The organism is Streptomyces sp. Ac-502, assembly GCF_045222935.1.
Lineage (GTDB): Bacteria > Actinomycetota > Actinomycetes > Streptomycetales > Streptomycetaceae > Streptomyces > Streptomyces monomycini.
On record NZ_JBHFFO010000001.1, the window covers coordinates 5649275 to 5665262 of the forward strand.

Consider the following 15988-nt stretch of genomic DNA (forward strand, 5'->3'; position numbering starts at 1 on the left):
CAGAAGCCCCAGAGGCTGTCGAGCACGCGGAGCTGGATCCCGGCGTCCCGGTGGAGCCGGAGCAGGTCGCCGACCGGCTCCGGCGGGCCGAGCGGGTCGACCGGACGGGTCGCCACGACGGCGTGCGGCACCGGCCCGCCGAACGGACGGAAGGCCGCGGCGGGCAGTCGGTAGGCGTACAGCTCGGCGGTGCGCAGCCGCTCCAGCCAGTCGTACTCGATCACGTGCACCCGCTCGCCGCCGCCCGGCCCGAGGAAGCGCGCACGGTCCGCGGCGGACGTGCCCGGCACACACCAGGCCATGGCCCGCGGGCACTGCCGCGGGAACCAGTAGTCCGGCGCCCGGTCGCCGTCGACGGCCCAGACGTACGCTTCCTCCTGCCGGGCGGTCGCGGCGACATGCGGCACGAACGTGCCGATCGTGGGGTCCTCCGAAAAGTGCAGGACTTCACCGGGGCGTGGGCGCATGGGGCCTTCCTACCGCAGGGCGGTGGCGGCCCGCCGGGGTTTTGCACCGCCGCCCCGGTGGCCGAGGGCGTACGGGTTCCGTTCGCCCGTACCGGCACCGTTCGGCCCGGATCGGCCCCGCTTAGTTCGTACCGGCGCCGCTCAGTTCGTACCGATCTTCGCGAGCAGGTCGACGATCCGGGACTGGACCTCCGCGCTCGTCGAGCGCTCCGCCAGGAAGAGGACGGTCTCGCCCGCCGCGAGCCCCGGCAGTTGGGCCGGGTCGAGGTCGGCCGACGTGTAGACGACCAGCGGAGTGCGGTTGAGCAGGCCGTTCGAACGCAGCCAGTCGACGATCCCGGCCCGGCGGCGGCGTACCTGCATCAGGTCCATCACCACCAGGTTCGGCCGCATCTGGGCCGCGAGCGTCACCGCGTCCGCGTCCGTCGCCGCCCGCGCGACCTGCATGCCGCGCCGCTCCAGCGAGGCGGTCAGCGCTCCGGCGACGGCGTCGTTCTCCTCGGTCAGCAGGACCCGCGGCGGGTGCTGCTCGCTGTCGCGCGGGGCGAGCGCCTTGAGGAGTACGGCCGGGTCGGCCCCGTACGCGGCCTCCCGGGTCGCCTGCCCGAGCCCGGCCGTCACCAGGACCGGCACCTCGGCCGCCACCGCCGCCGTACGCAGCGACTGGAGCGCCGTACGGGTGATCGGCCCGGTCAGGGGTCGACGAACAGCGCCGCCGGGTACGCGGCGATCTGCGCGTCCACCTCCTCGCGGGAGTTGACGATGACCGGGCGGTAGCCGCGGTCGCTCAGCGCCTGCTGCGTGGAGACGTCCGGCGCCGGCCAGACCAGCAGCCGGCGCGGGTTGTCCAGCGGCTCCGGCGGCAACTCGTCGTCCATCGGCTGCGGCTGCGGCTCGGTCACCTCGACGGCGCCGTTCGGGCCGTCCAGCGGCTCGGGACCCTCGCTGCCCTCGTCGGGGGCGGAGACGGCGAAGGCGCGTCCCTCCGGGGTGTTCAGCAGGTGTTGCTGGTGCGGTTGTTGCTGTGGGGGCTGCTGGTGTTGCGAGGACTGCTGGTGCGGCTGTCCCGGCGCGTGGATGCCGGGTTGCGGGTGCGGACGGGCCTCGGCGGAGGCGGCGTCGGACGCGGCCGTACGCTCCCCCTCCTGCGGCGGCTGCGCCAGCTTGCGGCGGCGGCCCGAGCCCGCGGCGGAGGCTCCGGGCGCGGGGGCTCCGGGCGCGGGGGAGCCGGGTGCGGCGCCTCCGGGAGCGGGGGTGCCGGGGCCACCGGGAGCGCCCGGCCGCTGCTGCTCGACGAGCTGCTGCGAGAACGGCACACCCTGCCCGAGCGTGCGCACACTGAACGCGCGCCCGTGGGAGTGGCCCGCGGCGGGCCCGCCCGCCACGTCGTCACCCTCCGCCGCCTCCGGGGAGGCGGGCGCGGGCATGGGCTGCCGGGGAGCTGCCGGGTCGGGTACGGGGGCGTCGGCGGCGCCGGGGCCCCCGGCGGGACCGTGCTGAGCGGCCGGCCCCTGGGTCGGGCCCTGGTCCTGCGACGGGCCCTGCGCCGGGCTCTGCGTCTGGTGCTGTCCCTGAGGCTGCCTCTGGTGCTGTCCCTGGTGCTGTCCCTGGTGCTGTGCCGGGCTCTGCCCCTGGCTCTGCGGCTCCTGGCCCGCGGCCTGCTCGGCCTCGACCGGGCTGGGGCGCCCGCGCCGTCGCCCGGTGGGGGCGGGTGGCGCGTCCGCGGGAGCGGTTCCCGGGCCGGTTGTCGGAGCGCTGCCGGGACCGCCCGTGGGAGCGCTGCCGGGACCGGCCGTCGGCCCGCCCTCGGTGGGGTGTGCCACCAGCCCCTCCGGACCGGCGACGAACGTTCCCGTCGACTCCGAATCGGCCATCGCGGCGGCGGCCCGCTCCTCGGCGGCGGCCCGGCGCGCACGGCGCCGACCGGTCGGCTCGGGGCCCCAGTCGCCCTCGGGCGCACCCGGCTCGGGCACGGCTCCGGCCGGATCACCGACACCGTCCGCCGTACCGGGGCGCGCGCGACGGCGGCCCGTACCCGTACCGGTACCTGTGCTCGCGTCCGTACCCGAAGCCGGGCCCGTACCCGTACCCGTACTTGTACCGGTTTGCGGGCCACCGGCCTGGCCGGAATTCTGACCGGTCAGGACCGGCAGCGCGGGCAGGGGGACTGCGGAAGCTGGTCGGCGGCGGCGGGCGGCAGCGCGAAGGCCGAGTGCACGTTACGGGCGGGGGCCGGCGACTGGTTCGGGAAGGGGCGCTCGGCCGTGTCGGCCAGCGCCCTGCGCGCCCGGCGCCCGGACGACGGCACCTGCCCCGGCGCCTGCGCCTGGGCGTGAACTGCTTGCCCCTGCGCCTGTCCGTGCTGCTGCCCCTGCCCCTGCGGGCCGTCGGCGACCGCCGGGAGCGCCACCCGTGCGGCACCCTCCGCGCCGCCCTGCTGGAGCGGACGCCGGCCGCCCGGCGGTACGACCTCGGCCTCGGCCATGCCCTGCGGCATCCCGGGCGCGCCGGACATCCCCGGTGCCGCGCCGGGACGCCCGGCGCCGCCCGCGTCCGTACCCGTACCGCGTACGCCAGGGCCGCCCGTGTCCTGCGCCCCGGAGGCACCCGCCTCATGACGGGCCCGAGGCACCTGACCACTGCGGTTGTTGTTCCCGTTCCCGGTTCCGTTGCCGTTCCCGGCGGCAGCGGCGTCTCCGCCCGGCTGCTGCTGCTCCGGCACATCACCGTTGCGCGCCCGGCGCCGCCCGGTCGGCGTGCCCTCGGCACCACCGCCCGTACGACCCGTACCGCCGTCGGCAGCACCAGGCGTACCGGGGCCGGTGGCCCCTCCATCGCCCTGCGCGCGAGCCTTCTGCCCCGGCACCCCAGGTGCCCCCTGAGCCCCGGCCCCACCGGCTCCCGGACCCTGGCCCTGTTCCTGCCCTTGACCCCGCCCCTTGCCCTGCTCCTGCGTCCCCCGAGCCCGCTCGGCCGGCACCGGCATGACCGTCGTCTCGTTGCCCGTCACCTCGCGCGCCGGGCCCGCGGCGCCGGACACCGGCGTGCCACCGGCCGTCACCGGCACTTCGAGCACGTACGCGCTGCCGCCCGCGCCCGGCACCTTGTGCGTCTGGAGCACGCCGCCGTGCTGCCGCACGATGCCGCGCACGATCGGTGCGTGGACCGGGTTGCCGCCGCCGTACGGGCCGCGCACCTCGATCCGTACGACCTCGCCGCGCTGGGCCGCGGCCACCACGATCGTCGAGTCCCCGGAAGTGGCCTCGGAGCCGCTCCCGGCCTTGCCCGTGGCATCCACCCCGGCCACGTCCGCGATCAGATGGGACAGCGCCTGCGCGAGCCGCTCCGCGTCCACCTCGGCGTCGATCGGCGGCGCGTGCACCGCGAACTGGGCGCGGCCCGGGCCGATCAGCTCGATCGCGCCCTCGACGCCGGCCGTCACGACCGCGTCGAGCGAGACCTTGCGGCGGGTGAGCCGTTCGCCGCCCGCGTCCAGCCGCTGGTAGCTCAGGACGTTGTCGACCAGCGTCGTCATCCGGGCGTACCCGGCGGCCAGGTGGTGCAGGATCTGGTTCGCCTCCGGCCACAGCTGGCCGGCCGGGTCGGACGCCAGCGTGCCCAGCTCCGCCTTCAGCTCCTCCAGCGGGCCGCGCAGCGACTGGTCCAGTACGGCCAGCAGCTGCGTGTGGCGGGCCGCCAGCGCGTCGTACGGGCGGCGGTCGGTGAAGGTCATCACCGCGCCGACGAGCTGGTCACCGTCGCGTACCGGCGCGGTCGTCAGGTCCACCGGGACGGACCGGCCGTCCTTGGCCCACAGCGCCTGCCCCCGCACCCGGTGCTTGCGCCCGGAACGCAGGGAGTCGGCGAGCGGCGTCTCCTCCCAGGGCAGCGGCGTGCCGTCCGCGCGGGAGTGGTGGATGAGCGGGTGCAGTTCCTTGCCGCCCAGCTCGCTCGCCCGGTATCCGAGGATCTGTGCGGCGGACGGGTTGACGAGGACGACCTTGCCCTCGGAGTCGACGCCGACGACGCCCTCGGCGGCCGCGCGCAGGATCATCTCGGTCTGGCGCTGCTGGCGGGCCAGCTCGGTCTCGGTGTCGAGGGTGCCGGTCAGGTCCCGTACGACGAGCATCAGCAGCTCGTCGCCGGTGTAGCCGTTGCGGTGGTCGGCGTACGCGGCCTCGAAGGCGGACTCGTACGGGGTACGGCCGTCCTCCAGGTTCGCGCTGGTCACCTCGACCAGCAGTTCCCTGCCGTCGGTACGCCGCGCCACCATCCGGGTGGGCTTCGTGCGCGGGCCCTGCTGCTGCTCGTCGTGGCGCCGCATCGAGCCGGGGATGCGCTTGGAGTCGAAGGACGGCAGCAGGTCCAGCAGACCGCGGCCCACCAGGGCGGTGCCCGGGGCCTCGAAGGTCTCCAGGGCGATGGCGTTCGCGTTGACGACCGTGCCGTTGCAGTTCACCAGCAGCAACGCGTCCGGCAGAGCGTCGAGTATGGCTGCGAGGCGAGCAGCGCCTCGGGATGGCCTGCTGCTCACGACGACGCTTCCTCCCTGCAGTTACCGCACCTTGCCGAGCCCGCCGCCACGTCCGCCGCGGGTCACTGGAAGGGAGTCTACGGGCACCGGATGTGGACGCGGAGACGGATGACGAGGAGGTAATGCCACGGGATTGTGCGACTCGTCGCACGCCCGACATGTGCCCCGCGTCCTGAACTGGCCCGCTTCTACGTCACGAAGCGACCGAGGGCAGCACCGGAACGAACCGGTTCCAGCGGCTGATCTCACATCCGTCGGCCCTGCTGAACCGGGCGTCGACCGGGCGTCCCGCCCACCTGCCGGTGATCCGCGCGGTGGCCGGGCCCCCGTACTGCATCGTGCACTTGCTGCCCTTCGGCACGCCCGCGAACAGGTCCTTGCCCCACCGCGACAGGCTGTCGAGCTTGTCGCAGGCTCCGCGCGCGTCGGTGTGGGTGCCGCGCGCCGGGTGGCAGTACAGCTCGTACGTACCGTTCGTGGCCGCCTTGCCGGAGTCGCTGACCGTGACCGTGAGGTGGTCGGAGGAGCGCGACAGGCGGGGGAGGGGCGCGGCGAGGGGCGGGGAGCCGATGGACACGTCGGCGGGGGCGGCGGGGGCGGTGAGGGCGGCGGGCGAGGCCGGGGCCGAAGCGGCGACCGGAGCCGTCAGCGCGAGGGTGGCAAGGGCGGCAGCGGTGGTCGTGGCAGCCGTGGCGAAGCGGAAGGGCCGGTGGAACGGCATCACGTACTCCAGAAGGTGCGAGGTACCGGGGCGGGAGTCGAGGTGCGAGGTACGGGGGCGTGACACGGGGTACGGGGCGGGACACGAGGCACGGGGGCGGGGCCGGGCTCCCGCTCCCCCGTCCGCTCCCGCCCTCACATCTCCGCAGCGTCTAACGCGCCGACGGGCCCGACGTTGCGCGCGGCTCGCCGCCCGCCGCGATGTTTGAACCCTGTTCGATTCCCGGGGCGCGGATTCGTACGGAACGCACCCGAACCACCCCGTAAAGACCTTTGCCGGGCCGCCCGTCCGCCGAGTACCGTGGGGGTCGATTGGTGACAGCCCGCCGAGCTGTGCCATCATCTGGTCACGCCACATCGCGCTTGCGCGCGGTCGGGGTGTGTGGAGGCGTCGCCTAGTCCGGTCTATGGCGCCGCACTGCTAATGCGGTTTGGGTTTTAAAGCCCATCGAGGGTTCAAATCCCTCCGCCTCCGCTCCGTTTCGTTCAGGCCCCGGTCACTCAGACCGGGGCCTGAACGCTTTTCTCCCCGGGACAGCGCGCACCCCCCGCCGCACGAGCCCCTCCCCCACCTGGCCGGAATGCCCCGGGCGCCGCCCACACTCCCGAGCGACCCTGTCCCCATGACGCCCGGCCGTGACCAGCGCAACCACCACCCCTTCACCCAGCCCTCACCCCCGTCCCCAGCCCCGGACCTCTCCGCAATCCGCCGCTCCACCCACACCACCCACACGACCCACACCCACATCGCCGGCATCCCCCTCCCGGACTCCTCCCTGGCCAAGGAGGCCACCGAGCTGATCCGGAACACCACCGACGAACTGCTCTACCACCACTCCCGCCGGGTCTACCTCTTCGGCGCCCGGCACGGCCGCGAGCGAAGCCTCGCCTTCGACGCGGAACTCCTCTACATCGCCGCCCTCTTTCACAGCCTCGGCCTGACCGACCGGTTCCGCGGCTCCCGGCAGCGCTTCGAACTGGACGGCGCCGACGCGGCCCGCGGCTTCCTCGCCGCCCGCGGCGTCCCGCCGGCCCGCACCCGCCTCACCTGGGAAGCCGTCGCCCTGCACACGACACCGGAGATCCCCCACCGCATGGCCCCGGAGATCGCCCTCCTCGCGGCTGGCTACGAACTCGACGTCCTGGGCATCGGCCACGCCACCCTCCCGCCGGACACCCGCGACGAGATCCTCACGGCCCACCCCCGCCCCGGCTTCAAGCGCCACATCCTCCGCGCCTACCACCGAGCCCTCACCCACCGCCCGGAAACCGCCCCAGGCACCCCCCAGGCCGACGTCCTGGCCCACCTGGATCCGGACCACATCCGTCCGGACCTCGTACGGATCATCGAGACCTCCGCCTGGCCCGAGTAACCCCAGCCCCCTCACCTCCACGACGTTTCCGCAGGTCAGATGGGGTGCCGTGATCGGATTTCGCCTCCCGGCGAGGTTCGTGTAATGTTCTTTCTGCAACGCCGACCGGCAAGAAAAACCGCCGGAAAGCCAAGCGCTCGTAGCTTAACGGATAGAGCATCTGACTACGGATCAGAAGGTTGCAGGTTCGAATCCTGCCGAGCGCACAGCAGACCAAAGCCCCCGCCGGGTTCTCCGGGCGGGGGCTTTGTCGTGGTGTACAGCAGCGAAATGCAGCAACCGGGTCAGCTGCCGGTACCACTCGCGGTTCGGGGTGAGTGTGTCCTGGCTGTGGCTCATTGGCCCGCCGGGCCCGTGGTCCGATTCTGGCGGCGGTGCTCCGTATCCGGTGCATGAAATCATCCGTGGATGGCAGACACGCAGCTACCCACGGGGTGGTCTCTTCAGCGCATTCGCGACGTGTCCGGGGACCAGGAGGCTGTCGTCCTGGATCGAAACCGGGCGGTGAAGTGGGTAGGCCGCTTCGGAACTCCCGACGAGGTGCTGCACCCGGAGATCGTTCTCGGATTCCACAGTCTGTGCCTTGTGAAGCCTGTTCGTGACGACGACTGGTACATGGGCAGCCTGCACGACGACGGCAGCATTGACTGTTGGGCAGCCTACGACGACCTGTACGTGGCGCTGCGTGGTTTGTAGGACGGGTGGGTGTGGGGGAACGATTTCCCTTCGGGGCGGGTGTGGCGTAGAGTCTGACGAACCGACGCGGGGTGGAGCAGCTCGGTAGCTCGCTGGGCTCATAACCCAGAGGTCGCAGGTTCAAATCCTGTCCCCGCTACTGCGAAGACCGGTCCGGCACGGAAACGTGCCGGGCCGGTCTTTTGCGTGCGCGCTCGGATTACGGGGTGTCCGTGTAGTGCAGGGCCGGGCCGGTGGTGTGGGGGGCGAGGTCCGGGCGGAGGGTGAGGGTTTCCGGGTCGTAGTCGGGGGAGTTCTGGCGGCGGAAGGGGAGGGGCGGGGTCGTGGGCAGGTCCAGGAGGCGGGTGCGCAGGTGGGCGACGGTGTCCTCGTAGACGGCGGGGGTCGTGCGGTCCGCCGAGGGGACGAGGAACGGTGGGGCCGCGCTCATGCCCGTGTACCAGAAGGTGCCGTGGTGGAGGGGGAAGAGCAGGTCGTTGAGGTCGCCGTTGACACCGCGGGGGCCGATCGAGGAGGGGCGGGCGCCGGCGGTGACGACGGCCATGGCGCGCTTGCCGGTCAGCGGGCCGTCGCCGTAGCGGAGTGCCTGCCCGGTGGCGGGGTCGTTGATGCCGTACGCGAAGCCCCTGACGAAGACGCGGTCGAACCAGCCCTTGAGGATCGCGGGCATTCCGTACCACCAGAGGGGGAACTGGACGACGAGGGTGTCGGCCCAGGTGACCTTCTCCTGTTCGGCGCGGATGTCGGGGCTCATGGTGCCGCTGGTGTAGGCGTGATGGGCGGCGTTGCTGATGCGGAGGCGTTCCGTGGGGGAGTGGTCGAAGTCGTCGGCGTCGACGACCGGGTTCCACTTCATGGCGTAGAGGTCGGAGAGCTGGACCTCGTGGCCGTGGTCGCGCAGGGTGCGGATGCCTTCGGTCTTGAGGGAGCCGTTGAGGGAACGTTCCTCGGGGTGGGCTGCCAGCCATAGGACCTTCATGGGGGCTCCAAGGGGAAGGGAGGTAAGGGGAGAGGTGGTTTTCGGGAGTGGGTCGATCTTCTGGTGGGGGGTGGGGGCGGGGCGAGTGGCCGGATGGCCAAGGTGTGTGAGGATCGGGCCATGGGCGTTTTCGCGGAGGACGGGCGGCATCGGGTCGCCGTACTGGTGCGGCACGGACTGCTGCCGATGGAGCTGGGGATCGTGCACCGGATCTTCGGGCAGGCCGAGGCGGCCGACGGGCAGCGGTTGTACGAGGTGGTGACCTGTGCGCCGATGCCGGGGGAGATCCGTACCGACGTGGATTTCACGGTCAATGTGCGGTACGGGCCCGAGGCCCTCGCGGAGGCGGACACCGTCGTGGTGCCGGCCTCGCAGCAGGATTACGGGACGGACGAGGGGTGCCTGAGCGAGGAGATGGCGCGGGCGGTGGCGCGCTTCCGTCCGGGCGCGCGGGTGGCGTCGATCTGCACCGGGTCGTTCGTGCTGGCGGCGGCCGGGCTGCTGGAGGGGCGGCGGGCGACGACGCACTGGCGGTCGGCGGAGCAGTTCCGGCGGTTGTTTCCGCAGGTGGAGCTGGACGCGGATGTTCTGTATACGGATGAGGGGGTGTGCTGACAGCCGCTGGTGTCGCTTCCGGGATCGACCTGTGCCTGCACATGATCAGGTGTGATCACGGAGCGGCGGTGGCCAACGAGGTGGCGCGCCGTACGGTCGTGCCGCCGCACCGGGAGGGCGGGCAGGCCCAGTTCATCCGGCGCCCCGTCCCCGCACCGCAGTACTCCTCGACGGCCGCGGCCCGGGCCTGGGCGCTGGAGCACCTGGACCGGCCGGTGACCCTGCGGGAACTGGCTTCGTGCGAGGCGATGAGCGTACGGACCTTCACCCGGCGGTTCCGGGAGGAGGTCGGGGTGTCACCGTTGCAGTGGCTCACGCAGCAACGCGTCGAGCGGGCGCGGCAGTTGCTGGAGGAGACGGAACTGACGGTGGACCGGGTGGCGACGGACGCCGGCTTCGGTACGGCGGCCTCGCTGCGGCAGCATCTCCAGGCTGCGATCGGTGTGTCGCCGAGCGCGTATCGCAGCACTTACCGGGGGCCGGTGCGGTGGAGGCGGGTGCCGGTACGTGAGCGGGGCGGCGGGTGGCTGGTGGTGTACGGGGCCGAGTTGGGACGGGGGTGAGCCGGGGCTCGGGTGGTACGCCCCGGAGCGCGGTGTACGGCGGCGTAGTGCCTTGCCTGCCGGCAAAGCCCTGGCCTTCGCGGTGGTGGGTGAGCGGCGGTGTCTCGGGGTGCGGAGGGGCGCGCGGTGGACGGCCTGCCCGTACGCGGCCGTGATCGACGGCGGGCGCGCGCGGGACCAGTGCGCGGACTGCGCGCGGCTCGACCGTTCGCGGTCGGTGGCGGCGGACACGATGGCCGACGATCCGCGTACGTACGGCGTCTACCTGGCGTACTTCGGGCCCGGCCTGCTGAAGGTGGGGATCACGGCGGCCGAGCGTGGCGCGGCGCGGCTGGTAGAGCAGGGGGCGGTCACGTACGCATGGCTGGGGTACGGGCCGCTGATGGCCGCGCGGCGGGCGGAGGCGCTGTTGGGCACCGCCCTGGACGTACGGGACCGGTTCGGCAAGGCGGAGAAGCGGGCGGCGCGCGCCGCGCTGCCCCCGGTGGCGGAGCGGGCTGCGGCACTGGCCGAACTGCACGGCGCGGCGCGGGGGCTGGCGGGGTGGCCGGAGGCGTTGGAGCCGGTCGCGTTCGCGTGGACGGACCATGCGGAGGTGTTCGGGCTGGACCGGATTCCGGCGGCGGGGGTCGGTGAGGTGGAGGGGTTGGTTGCGGGGGATGAGGTGGTGGGGGTTGTGGTGGCGGGGGTGGGGGCTGATGTGTATGTGCGGGGTGCTGGGGGAGAGGGAGGCGTCGGGGGAGCCGGAGGGGCTGGGAGAGCGGGAGGGACTGAGAGATCGGGAGGGGCTGGAGGAGAGGGAGGGGCTGGGGTGTTTGTGGTGGATGGGCGGTTGTTGGCGGGGTGGGTGTTGCGTGGTGCGGTGGGCGGGGTGACTACGGCGAAGGTGCGGGCGGCCGGGAAGGGGGAGGCGGGGGGTGTGGAAGGGGACCAGGGGAGTTTGTTCTGAGGGGGAAGGGGAGGGCAGGGGGTGGGGGAGGAGGTCGGTGGGGTTGGTGGGTGGGGGGTGGCTGCGGGGGCTTGTTACGGGAACGCGAGTCGGCTGTTCGGGCTTTGGGCGGGGCGGGCGGTCGCCGCGGTCAGTGCTGCCAGGGCTGTGCGGAGGTCCTGGAGGGTGGCGGGGTCGGTGACGGTTCCGGTGGCCTGGTCGGTCTTCGGGCCGATGGCGGTGAGGTCGCGGCAGGCATCCGGGATCACACCGGCGGACATCATGCGCAGGGTTTCGCGCAGCTGCTCGTGTGCGTGGGCGGCGCCGGTCGGTGAGGGCGAGGCGGTCAGTACCGCGGTCGGCTTGCCCAGGAGTTCGGCGCTGCTGACCAGCCAGTCGAGGGCGTTCTTGAGGACGCCGGGGACGCCGTGGGCGTACTCCGGGCTGACGATCAGTACGGCGTCCGCGTCCGCCACGGCGCGGCGCAGGGCGGCCACCGGGGCGGGTGGAGTGGCGCCCTCGGCGTCCTGGTCGGGGTCGAAGTGGGGAAGCGCGGCGATGTCGGCGGTGGCTGACGTGGCGTCGGTGAGCGCGAGGGCGGAGCGCAGGACGGCGCCGTTGGAGGAACGGGCGCGCAGGCTGCCGTTGAGGGCGAGGATCTTCATGCGGTGACGGTACGGATTGACGTCGGGGTGAAGGGAAGGGGCGGTGGAGGACGGGCGGGGGGACGAAGGCATTCGGGAGGGTGAATGCGCAGGTCAGGGAGATTGTCAGTGGTGGGTGCGATGCTGATTCCAGTGGTGACCGGCTGGACCGCGCGGGGGCGGCCCAGTCCGGTTCCACTGAAGCAGTGCTGTGGTGACGGGTGTTTCTCAGGAGATTCACAGGTACGCGCAAGACGGCTCTCAGAGGGGTGGTCAGCCTCGACAGCATGACCGTGACGTCCACATCCACCGCCAAGAAGCGTGCTGAGCTGCTGCGTCCCGACGGGAGCCCGGTGCGGGTGCTGGTCGTCGACGACGAGGCGTCGCTCGCCGAACTGCTCTCCTTGGCGCTGCGTTACGAGGGCTGGGACATCCGCGCCGAAGGTGACGGCACGGCCGCGCTGCGGGCGGCACGTGAGTGGCGGCCGGACGCGGTGCTGCTCGACGTGATGCTGCCGGACATGGACGGCCTGACCGTACTGGGGCGGCTGCGCCATGAACTGCCCGAGGTGCCGGTGCTGTTCCTGACCGCGAAGGACGCGGTCGAGGACCGGATCGCCGGGCTGACGGCGGGCGGCGACGACTATGTGACCAAGCCCTTCAGCCTGGAGGAGGTGGTGGCACGGCTGCGCGGTCTGCTGCGCCGGGCGGGCGCGGCGGCGGGACGCAGCGAGTCGCTGCTCGCGGTGGGCGACCTGCTGCTCGACGAGGAGAGCCACGACGTGTGGCGGGGCGGCCAGGAGATTCACCTGACGGCGACCGAATTCGAGCTGCTGCGTTACCTGATGCGCAACCCGCGCCGGGTGCTGAGCAAGACGCAGATCCTGGACCGGGTGTGGAGCTACGACTTCGGCGGCCAGGCCAATGTCGTGGAGCTGTACATCTCGTACCTGCGCCGGAAGATCGACGCGGGCCGCTCCCCGATGATTCACACACGCCGTGGCGCCGGGTATTTGATCAAACCTGGCGGGTAGCGGGTGTCCGGGTCAGCGGGGGCGGCGGGGGCAGCGGGGGTGGAGCCGGTCCGCCGATTGCCGGGCGGGTCGCGGGCGCTGGTGTGCCGACTGCCGGGCGGGCTGCGGGCGCCGGTCGGCCGGCTGCCGGGCAGGCGGCGGGGGCTGGTCCGGCGACTGCGGTACGGGCGGGTGCCGGGGCGTCTGCCACCGGCCCGCGTGTGCACCGGCATCGGCGCCCCCGGCAGTTCCGGTTGCGGCCGCGGCGGTGGAGTCTGCGGACCCGGCTGGTGGTGTCGGCGGTTCTGCTGATCGCGGTGGTGTGCGCGGTGATCGGTACGGTCACCACCATCGCGCTGCACTCGTACCTCCAGAACCAGCTCGACGGCAAGCTGCGCGAGTCGGCCCAGCACTCCGTGGGCCGGCAGGGTGACTTCACCGGGCACCGGGACCTCGGGTTCATCGCCGGCCCCGGCCAGCCCATCGGCACGGTCGGGGCGCGGCTCTCCCCGAGGGTGACGTCACCGCCGCCGCCCGCAGCATCGACGCTCGCAATCCGCTGCCCGCGCAGAACCTGATCACGCTGACCGACGAGCAGAAGCAGGCACTGGCCGCCGTGCCCCGGGACGGGCGTCCGCACACCGTCACCCTCCCCGACCTGGGCGACTACCGTGTCGAGTCGGCGCCGGACGACTCCGCGCTGGTCGGCCTGCCGACCGGGGAGGTGCAGGACGTCGTCGGGCGGCTGGTCGTCGTGGAGGTCTGTGTGACCGCCGCGGGCCTGGTGGCCGCCGGCCTCGCGGGCGCCGCCACGGTCCGTATCGCGCTGTGGCCGCTGCGCCGGGTCGCCGCCACCGCCACCCGCGTCTCCGAACTGCCGCTGCACCGCGGTGAAGTGGCGTTGCACGAGCGCGTCCCGGCCGCCGAGGCGGACCCGCGTACGGAGGTCGGGCAGGTCGGCGCGGCGCTCAACCGGATGCTCGGGCACGTGGGGTCGGCGCTCGCGGCCCGGCAGGAGAGCGAGACACGGGTCCGCAGATTCGTCGCGGACGCGAGCCACGAGCTGCGGACGCCGCTGGCCTCGATACGCGGTTACGCCGAGCTGACCCGCCGGGGCCGCGAGGAGCCGGGACCGGCCACCCGGCACGCCCTGGGCCGCATCGAGTCCGAGGCGGAGCGGATGACCGGCCTGGTGGAGGATCTGCTGCTGCTCGCCAGGCTGGATTCCGGGCGCCCGCTGTCGTACGACTGCACCGACCTCGTGCCGCTCGTCGTGGACGCCGTCAGCGACGCCCGCGCCGCCGGCCCCCGCCACAAGTGGCGCCTGGAGCTGCCGGCCGACCCCGTGCCCGTACGGGCCGACGGCGACCGGCTGCACCAGGTCCTGGTCAATCTGCTGGCCAACGCCCGTACGCACACGCCCGAGGGCACCACGGTCGTCGCCTGCCTGCGGCGCGAGATGCCGATGCCGGGGGAGGGGCACTTCGTCCGGCTGGAGGTGCGGGACGACGGCCCCGGCGTGCCGCCCGAGCTGCTGCCGCGTGTCTTCGAGCGGTTCGCCCGAGGGGACGCGTCCCGTTCCCGTACGGGCGGTGGCAGCGGCGGCAGCGGCGGAACAGGTGACTCAGGTGGCTTGCACGACTCAGGTGGCCCGCGCGGCACAGGAGACGCAGGCGGCCTGGGCGATACGGGTGGTACGGGTGGTACGGGTGGTACGAAGAGTGCAGCCGGTACGGAGAGTGCAGCCGGTACGGAGAGTGCGGGCGGTACGAAAAACGCAGGCGCCCGTAACAGCGGCAGTACGGGCCTGGGGCTGGCGATCGTGGAGGCCGTGGTCGCGGCGCACGGCGGCACGGCCGGGGTGGAGAGCGCCCCCGGACGGACCGTCTTCCGGGTCCGGCTGCCCGCCGGCGGACCGGCGCGCGACACCGCACGCGCCCCTCAGGGTTCCCATACGCCCCTTGAACACGCCCATTCACAGCCCGGGCACAGCGGCACCACACAAGGGTGACAGCGCGCTCCGGAAGTGTCGATGCCATGACGACGACACAGCCGGCCCACACCCCCTGGGCTCCCTGCCGCCCCGTGAGCATCTGCGCCTCGGCCAGATCGACACGGTGCTCGATGTCGTGATCCCCGTCTACAACGAGGAGTCCGACCTGGAGCCGTGCGTCCGCCGGCTCCACGACCACCTCTCCCGCACCTTCCCCTACGGCTTCCGCATCACCGTCGCGGACAACGCGAGCACGGACCGTACGCCCGAGATCTCCGCGTCGCTGGACGAGACGATCGACGAGGTGACGGCCGTACGCCTGGAGGAGAAAGGCCGAGGCCGGGCCCTGCGCACCGTCTGGTCCCTCTCCGACGCCCCGGTGCTCGCCTACATGGACGTCGACCTGTCCACCGACCTGAACGCGCTGCTGCCGCTGGTCGCCCCGCTCATCTCGGGCCACTCCGACCTGGCGATCGGCTCGCGCCTGGCGCGGAGTTCGCGGGTGGTGCGCGGCCCCAAGCGGGAGTTCATCTCCCGCTCCTACAACCTCATCCTGCGCGGCTCGCTGGCCGCCCGCTTCTCCGACGCGCAGTGCGGATTCAAAGCCGTACGGGGCGACGTCGCCGAGCGGCTGCTGCCCATGGTCGAGGACAGCGGGTGGTTCTTCGACACCGAGATGCTGGTGCTCGCCGAACGCGCCGGCCTGCGCATCCACGAGGTCCCGGTGGACTGGGTGGACGACCCGCACAGCACCGTGCACATCGCGCGGACGGCCACCGAGGACCTCAAGGGCGTCTGGCGCGTGGGGCGCGCGCTGGCGACCGGTGCGCTGCCGCTGGACCGGCTCGCGCGCCCCTTCGGCGACGACCCGCGCGACCGCGAACTGACCGGCGTACCGCGCGGGCTGGCCCGCCAGGTCATGGGCTTCTGCGTGGTCGGCGCCCTGAGCACCCTCCTCTACCTCGGCCTCTACTCGCTCTTCCGGCTCGGCGTCGGGCCACAGACGGCCAACGCCGCGGCCCTGCTGCTGTCGGCCATCGGCAACACGGCGGCGAACCGCCGGCTGACCTTCGGCGTACGGGGCCGCGAGCGCGCCGTACGCCATCAGGCCCAGGGGCTCGTCGTCTTCGGCATCGGACTGGCCCTGACCAGCGGATCGCTGGCCGCACTGGACGCCGCGACCGGCGATCCCGCGCACGGCACCGAGATGGCGGTGCTGGTCGCCGCCAACCTCGCGGCGACGCTGCTGCGGTTCCTGCTCTTCCGGGCGTGGGTCTTCACGGACCGGGAGCGGGAGCAGGGCCGGGAGCGGGCACGGGGGCGGGCACGGGGGCGGGAGCGGAACGGCGGGGGTGCCGTACCGGACCGCCACACCGCCGTACCGGACCGCCCCGCCGCCGTACGGGAGCACCCCGCCCTCGTACGGGACGACCCGACCCCCGTACCGGTCCACCCCGCCCCCG

General features: G+C 73.2%; 9 protein-coding genes, 3 tRNA genes and 4 pseudogenes. 11 read left to right on the forward strand and 5 right to left on the reverse strand.

The features are described from left to right. Positions 1-5 precede the first annotated feature (5 nt). The 3 genes and pseudogenes from ACEXOX_RS25570 to ACEXOX_RS25580 all read right to left on the reverse strand — a co-directional run. Positions 6-467 (reverse strand): annotated as a pseudogene (locus tag ACEXOX_RS25570) (DUF6886 family protein); the annotation flags it as partial. Between the two features lie 141 nt (positions 468-608). Continuing rightward, positions 609-5001 (reverse strand): annotated as a pseudogene (locus ACEXOX_RS25575) (PAS domain-containing protein). A 193-nt stretch (positions 5002-5194) separates the two neighbouring features. Continuing rightward, the gene (locus ACEXOX_RS25580; RefSeq protein WP_406523539.1) at positions 5195-5788 is read right to left on the reverse strand and encodes an SSI family serine proteinase inhibitor; all 594 of its coding nucleotides are present in this window, start codon (positions 5786-5788) and stop codon (positions 5195-5197) included. Between the two features lie 317 nt (positions 5789-6105). Between ACEXOX_RS25580 and ACEXOX_RS25585 the strand changes: the two genes are divergently transcribed. The 5 genes from ACEXOX_RS25585 to ACEXOX_RS25605 all read left to right on the forward strand — a co-directional run bounded on the left by ACEXOX_RS25585 (position 6106) and on the right by ACEXOX_RS25605 (position 7929). Further along, positions 6106-6196, forward strand: a tRNA-Ser gene (locus ACEXOX_RS25585). Between the two features lie 148 nt (positions 6197-6344). Continuing rightward, complete coding sequence (locus ACEXOX_RS25590) at positions 6345-7094, forward strand: HD domain-containing protein (protein WP_406523541.1); 750 nt, start codon at positions 6345-6347, stop codon at positions 7092-7094. Positions 7095-7227: 133 nt separating this feature from the next. Continuing rightward, positions 7228-7300 (forward strand) — tRNA-Arg (locus ACEXOX_RS25595). A 202-nt stretch (positions 7301-7502) separates the two neighbouring features. Further along, positions 7503-7790 (forward strand): hypothetical protein, encoded by a 288-nt coding sequence (locus ACEXOX_RS25600; RefSeq protein WP_406523543.1) that lies wholly within the window; start codon positions 7503-7505, stop codon positions 7788-7790. A 65-nt stretch (positions 7791-7855) separates the two neighbouring features. Then, positions 7856-7929: transfer RNA gene (locus tag ACEXOX_RS25605), tRNA-Met, on the forward strand. A 60-nt stretch (positions 7930-7989) separates the two neighbouring features. Here the strand turns inward: ACEXOX_RS25605 and ACEXOX_RS25610 are convergent. Next, positions 7990-8769 carry an NAD(P)H-dependent oxidoreductase gene (locus ACEXOX_RS25610; protein ID WP_406523544.1) on the reverse strand — a complete coding sequence of 260 codons (780 nt, stop codon included), beginning with the start codon at positions 8767-8769 and terminating at the stop codon, positions 7990-7992. Positions 8770-8862: 93 nt separating this feature from the next. Here ACEXOX_RS25610 and ACEXOX_RS25615 point away from each other — a divergent pair. Together ACEXOX_RS25615 and ACEXOX_RS25620 are read left to right on the forward strand one after the other, a co-directional pair. Continuing rightward, positions 8863-9947, forward strand: a pseudogene (locus tag ACEXOX_RS25615) (GlxA family transcriptional regulator). Continuing rightward, positions 9892-10896 carry a DUF2797 domain-containing protein gene (locus ACEXOX_RS25620; RefSeq protein WP_406523546.1) on the forward strand — a complete coding sequence of 335 codons (1005 nt, stop codon included), beginning with the start codon at positions 9892-9894 and terminating at the stop codon, positions 10894-10896. Before ACEXOX_RS25615 ends, ACEXOX_RS25620 begins: the two are co-directional and overlap by 56 nt. A gap of 74 nt (positions 10897-10970) precedes the next feature. On the opposite strand, the gene ACEXOX_RS25625 is transcribed toward ACEXOX_RS25620, so the two are convergent. Further along, positions 10971-11540 carry an NADPH-dependent FMN reductase gene (locus tag ACEXOX_RS25625; RefSeq protein ID WP_406523548.1) on the reverse strand — a complete coding sequence of 190 codons (570 nt, stop codon included), beginning with the start codon at positions 11538-11540 and terminating at the stop codon, positions 10971-10973. Positions 11541-11806: 266 nt separating this feature from the next. Between ACEXOX_RS25625 and ACEXOX_RS25630 the strand changes: the two genes are divergently transcribed. The 4 genes and pseudogenes from ACEXOX_RS25630 to ACEXOX_RS25645 all read left to right on the forward strand — a co-directional run. Next, on the forward strand, positions 11807-12553 hold the full coding sequence (locus ACEXOX_RS25630; protein ID WP_406523549.1) for a response regulator transcription factor: 747 nt from the start codon (positions 11807-11809) through the stop codon (positions 12551-12553). Positions 12554-12822: 269 nt separating this feature from the next. After that, positions 12823-13110, forward strand: a complete 288-nt coding sequence (locus tag ACEXOX_RS25635) for a hypothetical protein (protein WP_406523550.1) — start codon at positions 12823-12825, stop codon at positions 13108-13110. A gap of 38 nt (positions 13111-13148) precedes the next feature. After that, positions 13149-14543 (forward strand): sensor histidine kinase, encoded by a 1395-nt coding sequence (locus tag ACEXOX_RS25640; protein WP_406523551.1) that lies wholly within the window; start codon positions 13149-13151, stop codon positions 14541-14543. Positions 14544-14569: 26 nt separating this feature from the next. After that, positions 14570-15813: pseudogene (locus ACEXOX_RS25645) on the forward strand (glycosyltransferase); the annotation flags it as partial. Positions 15814-15988 lie beyond the last annotated feature (175 nt).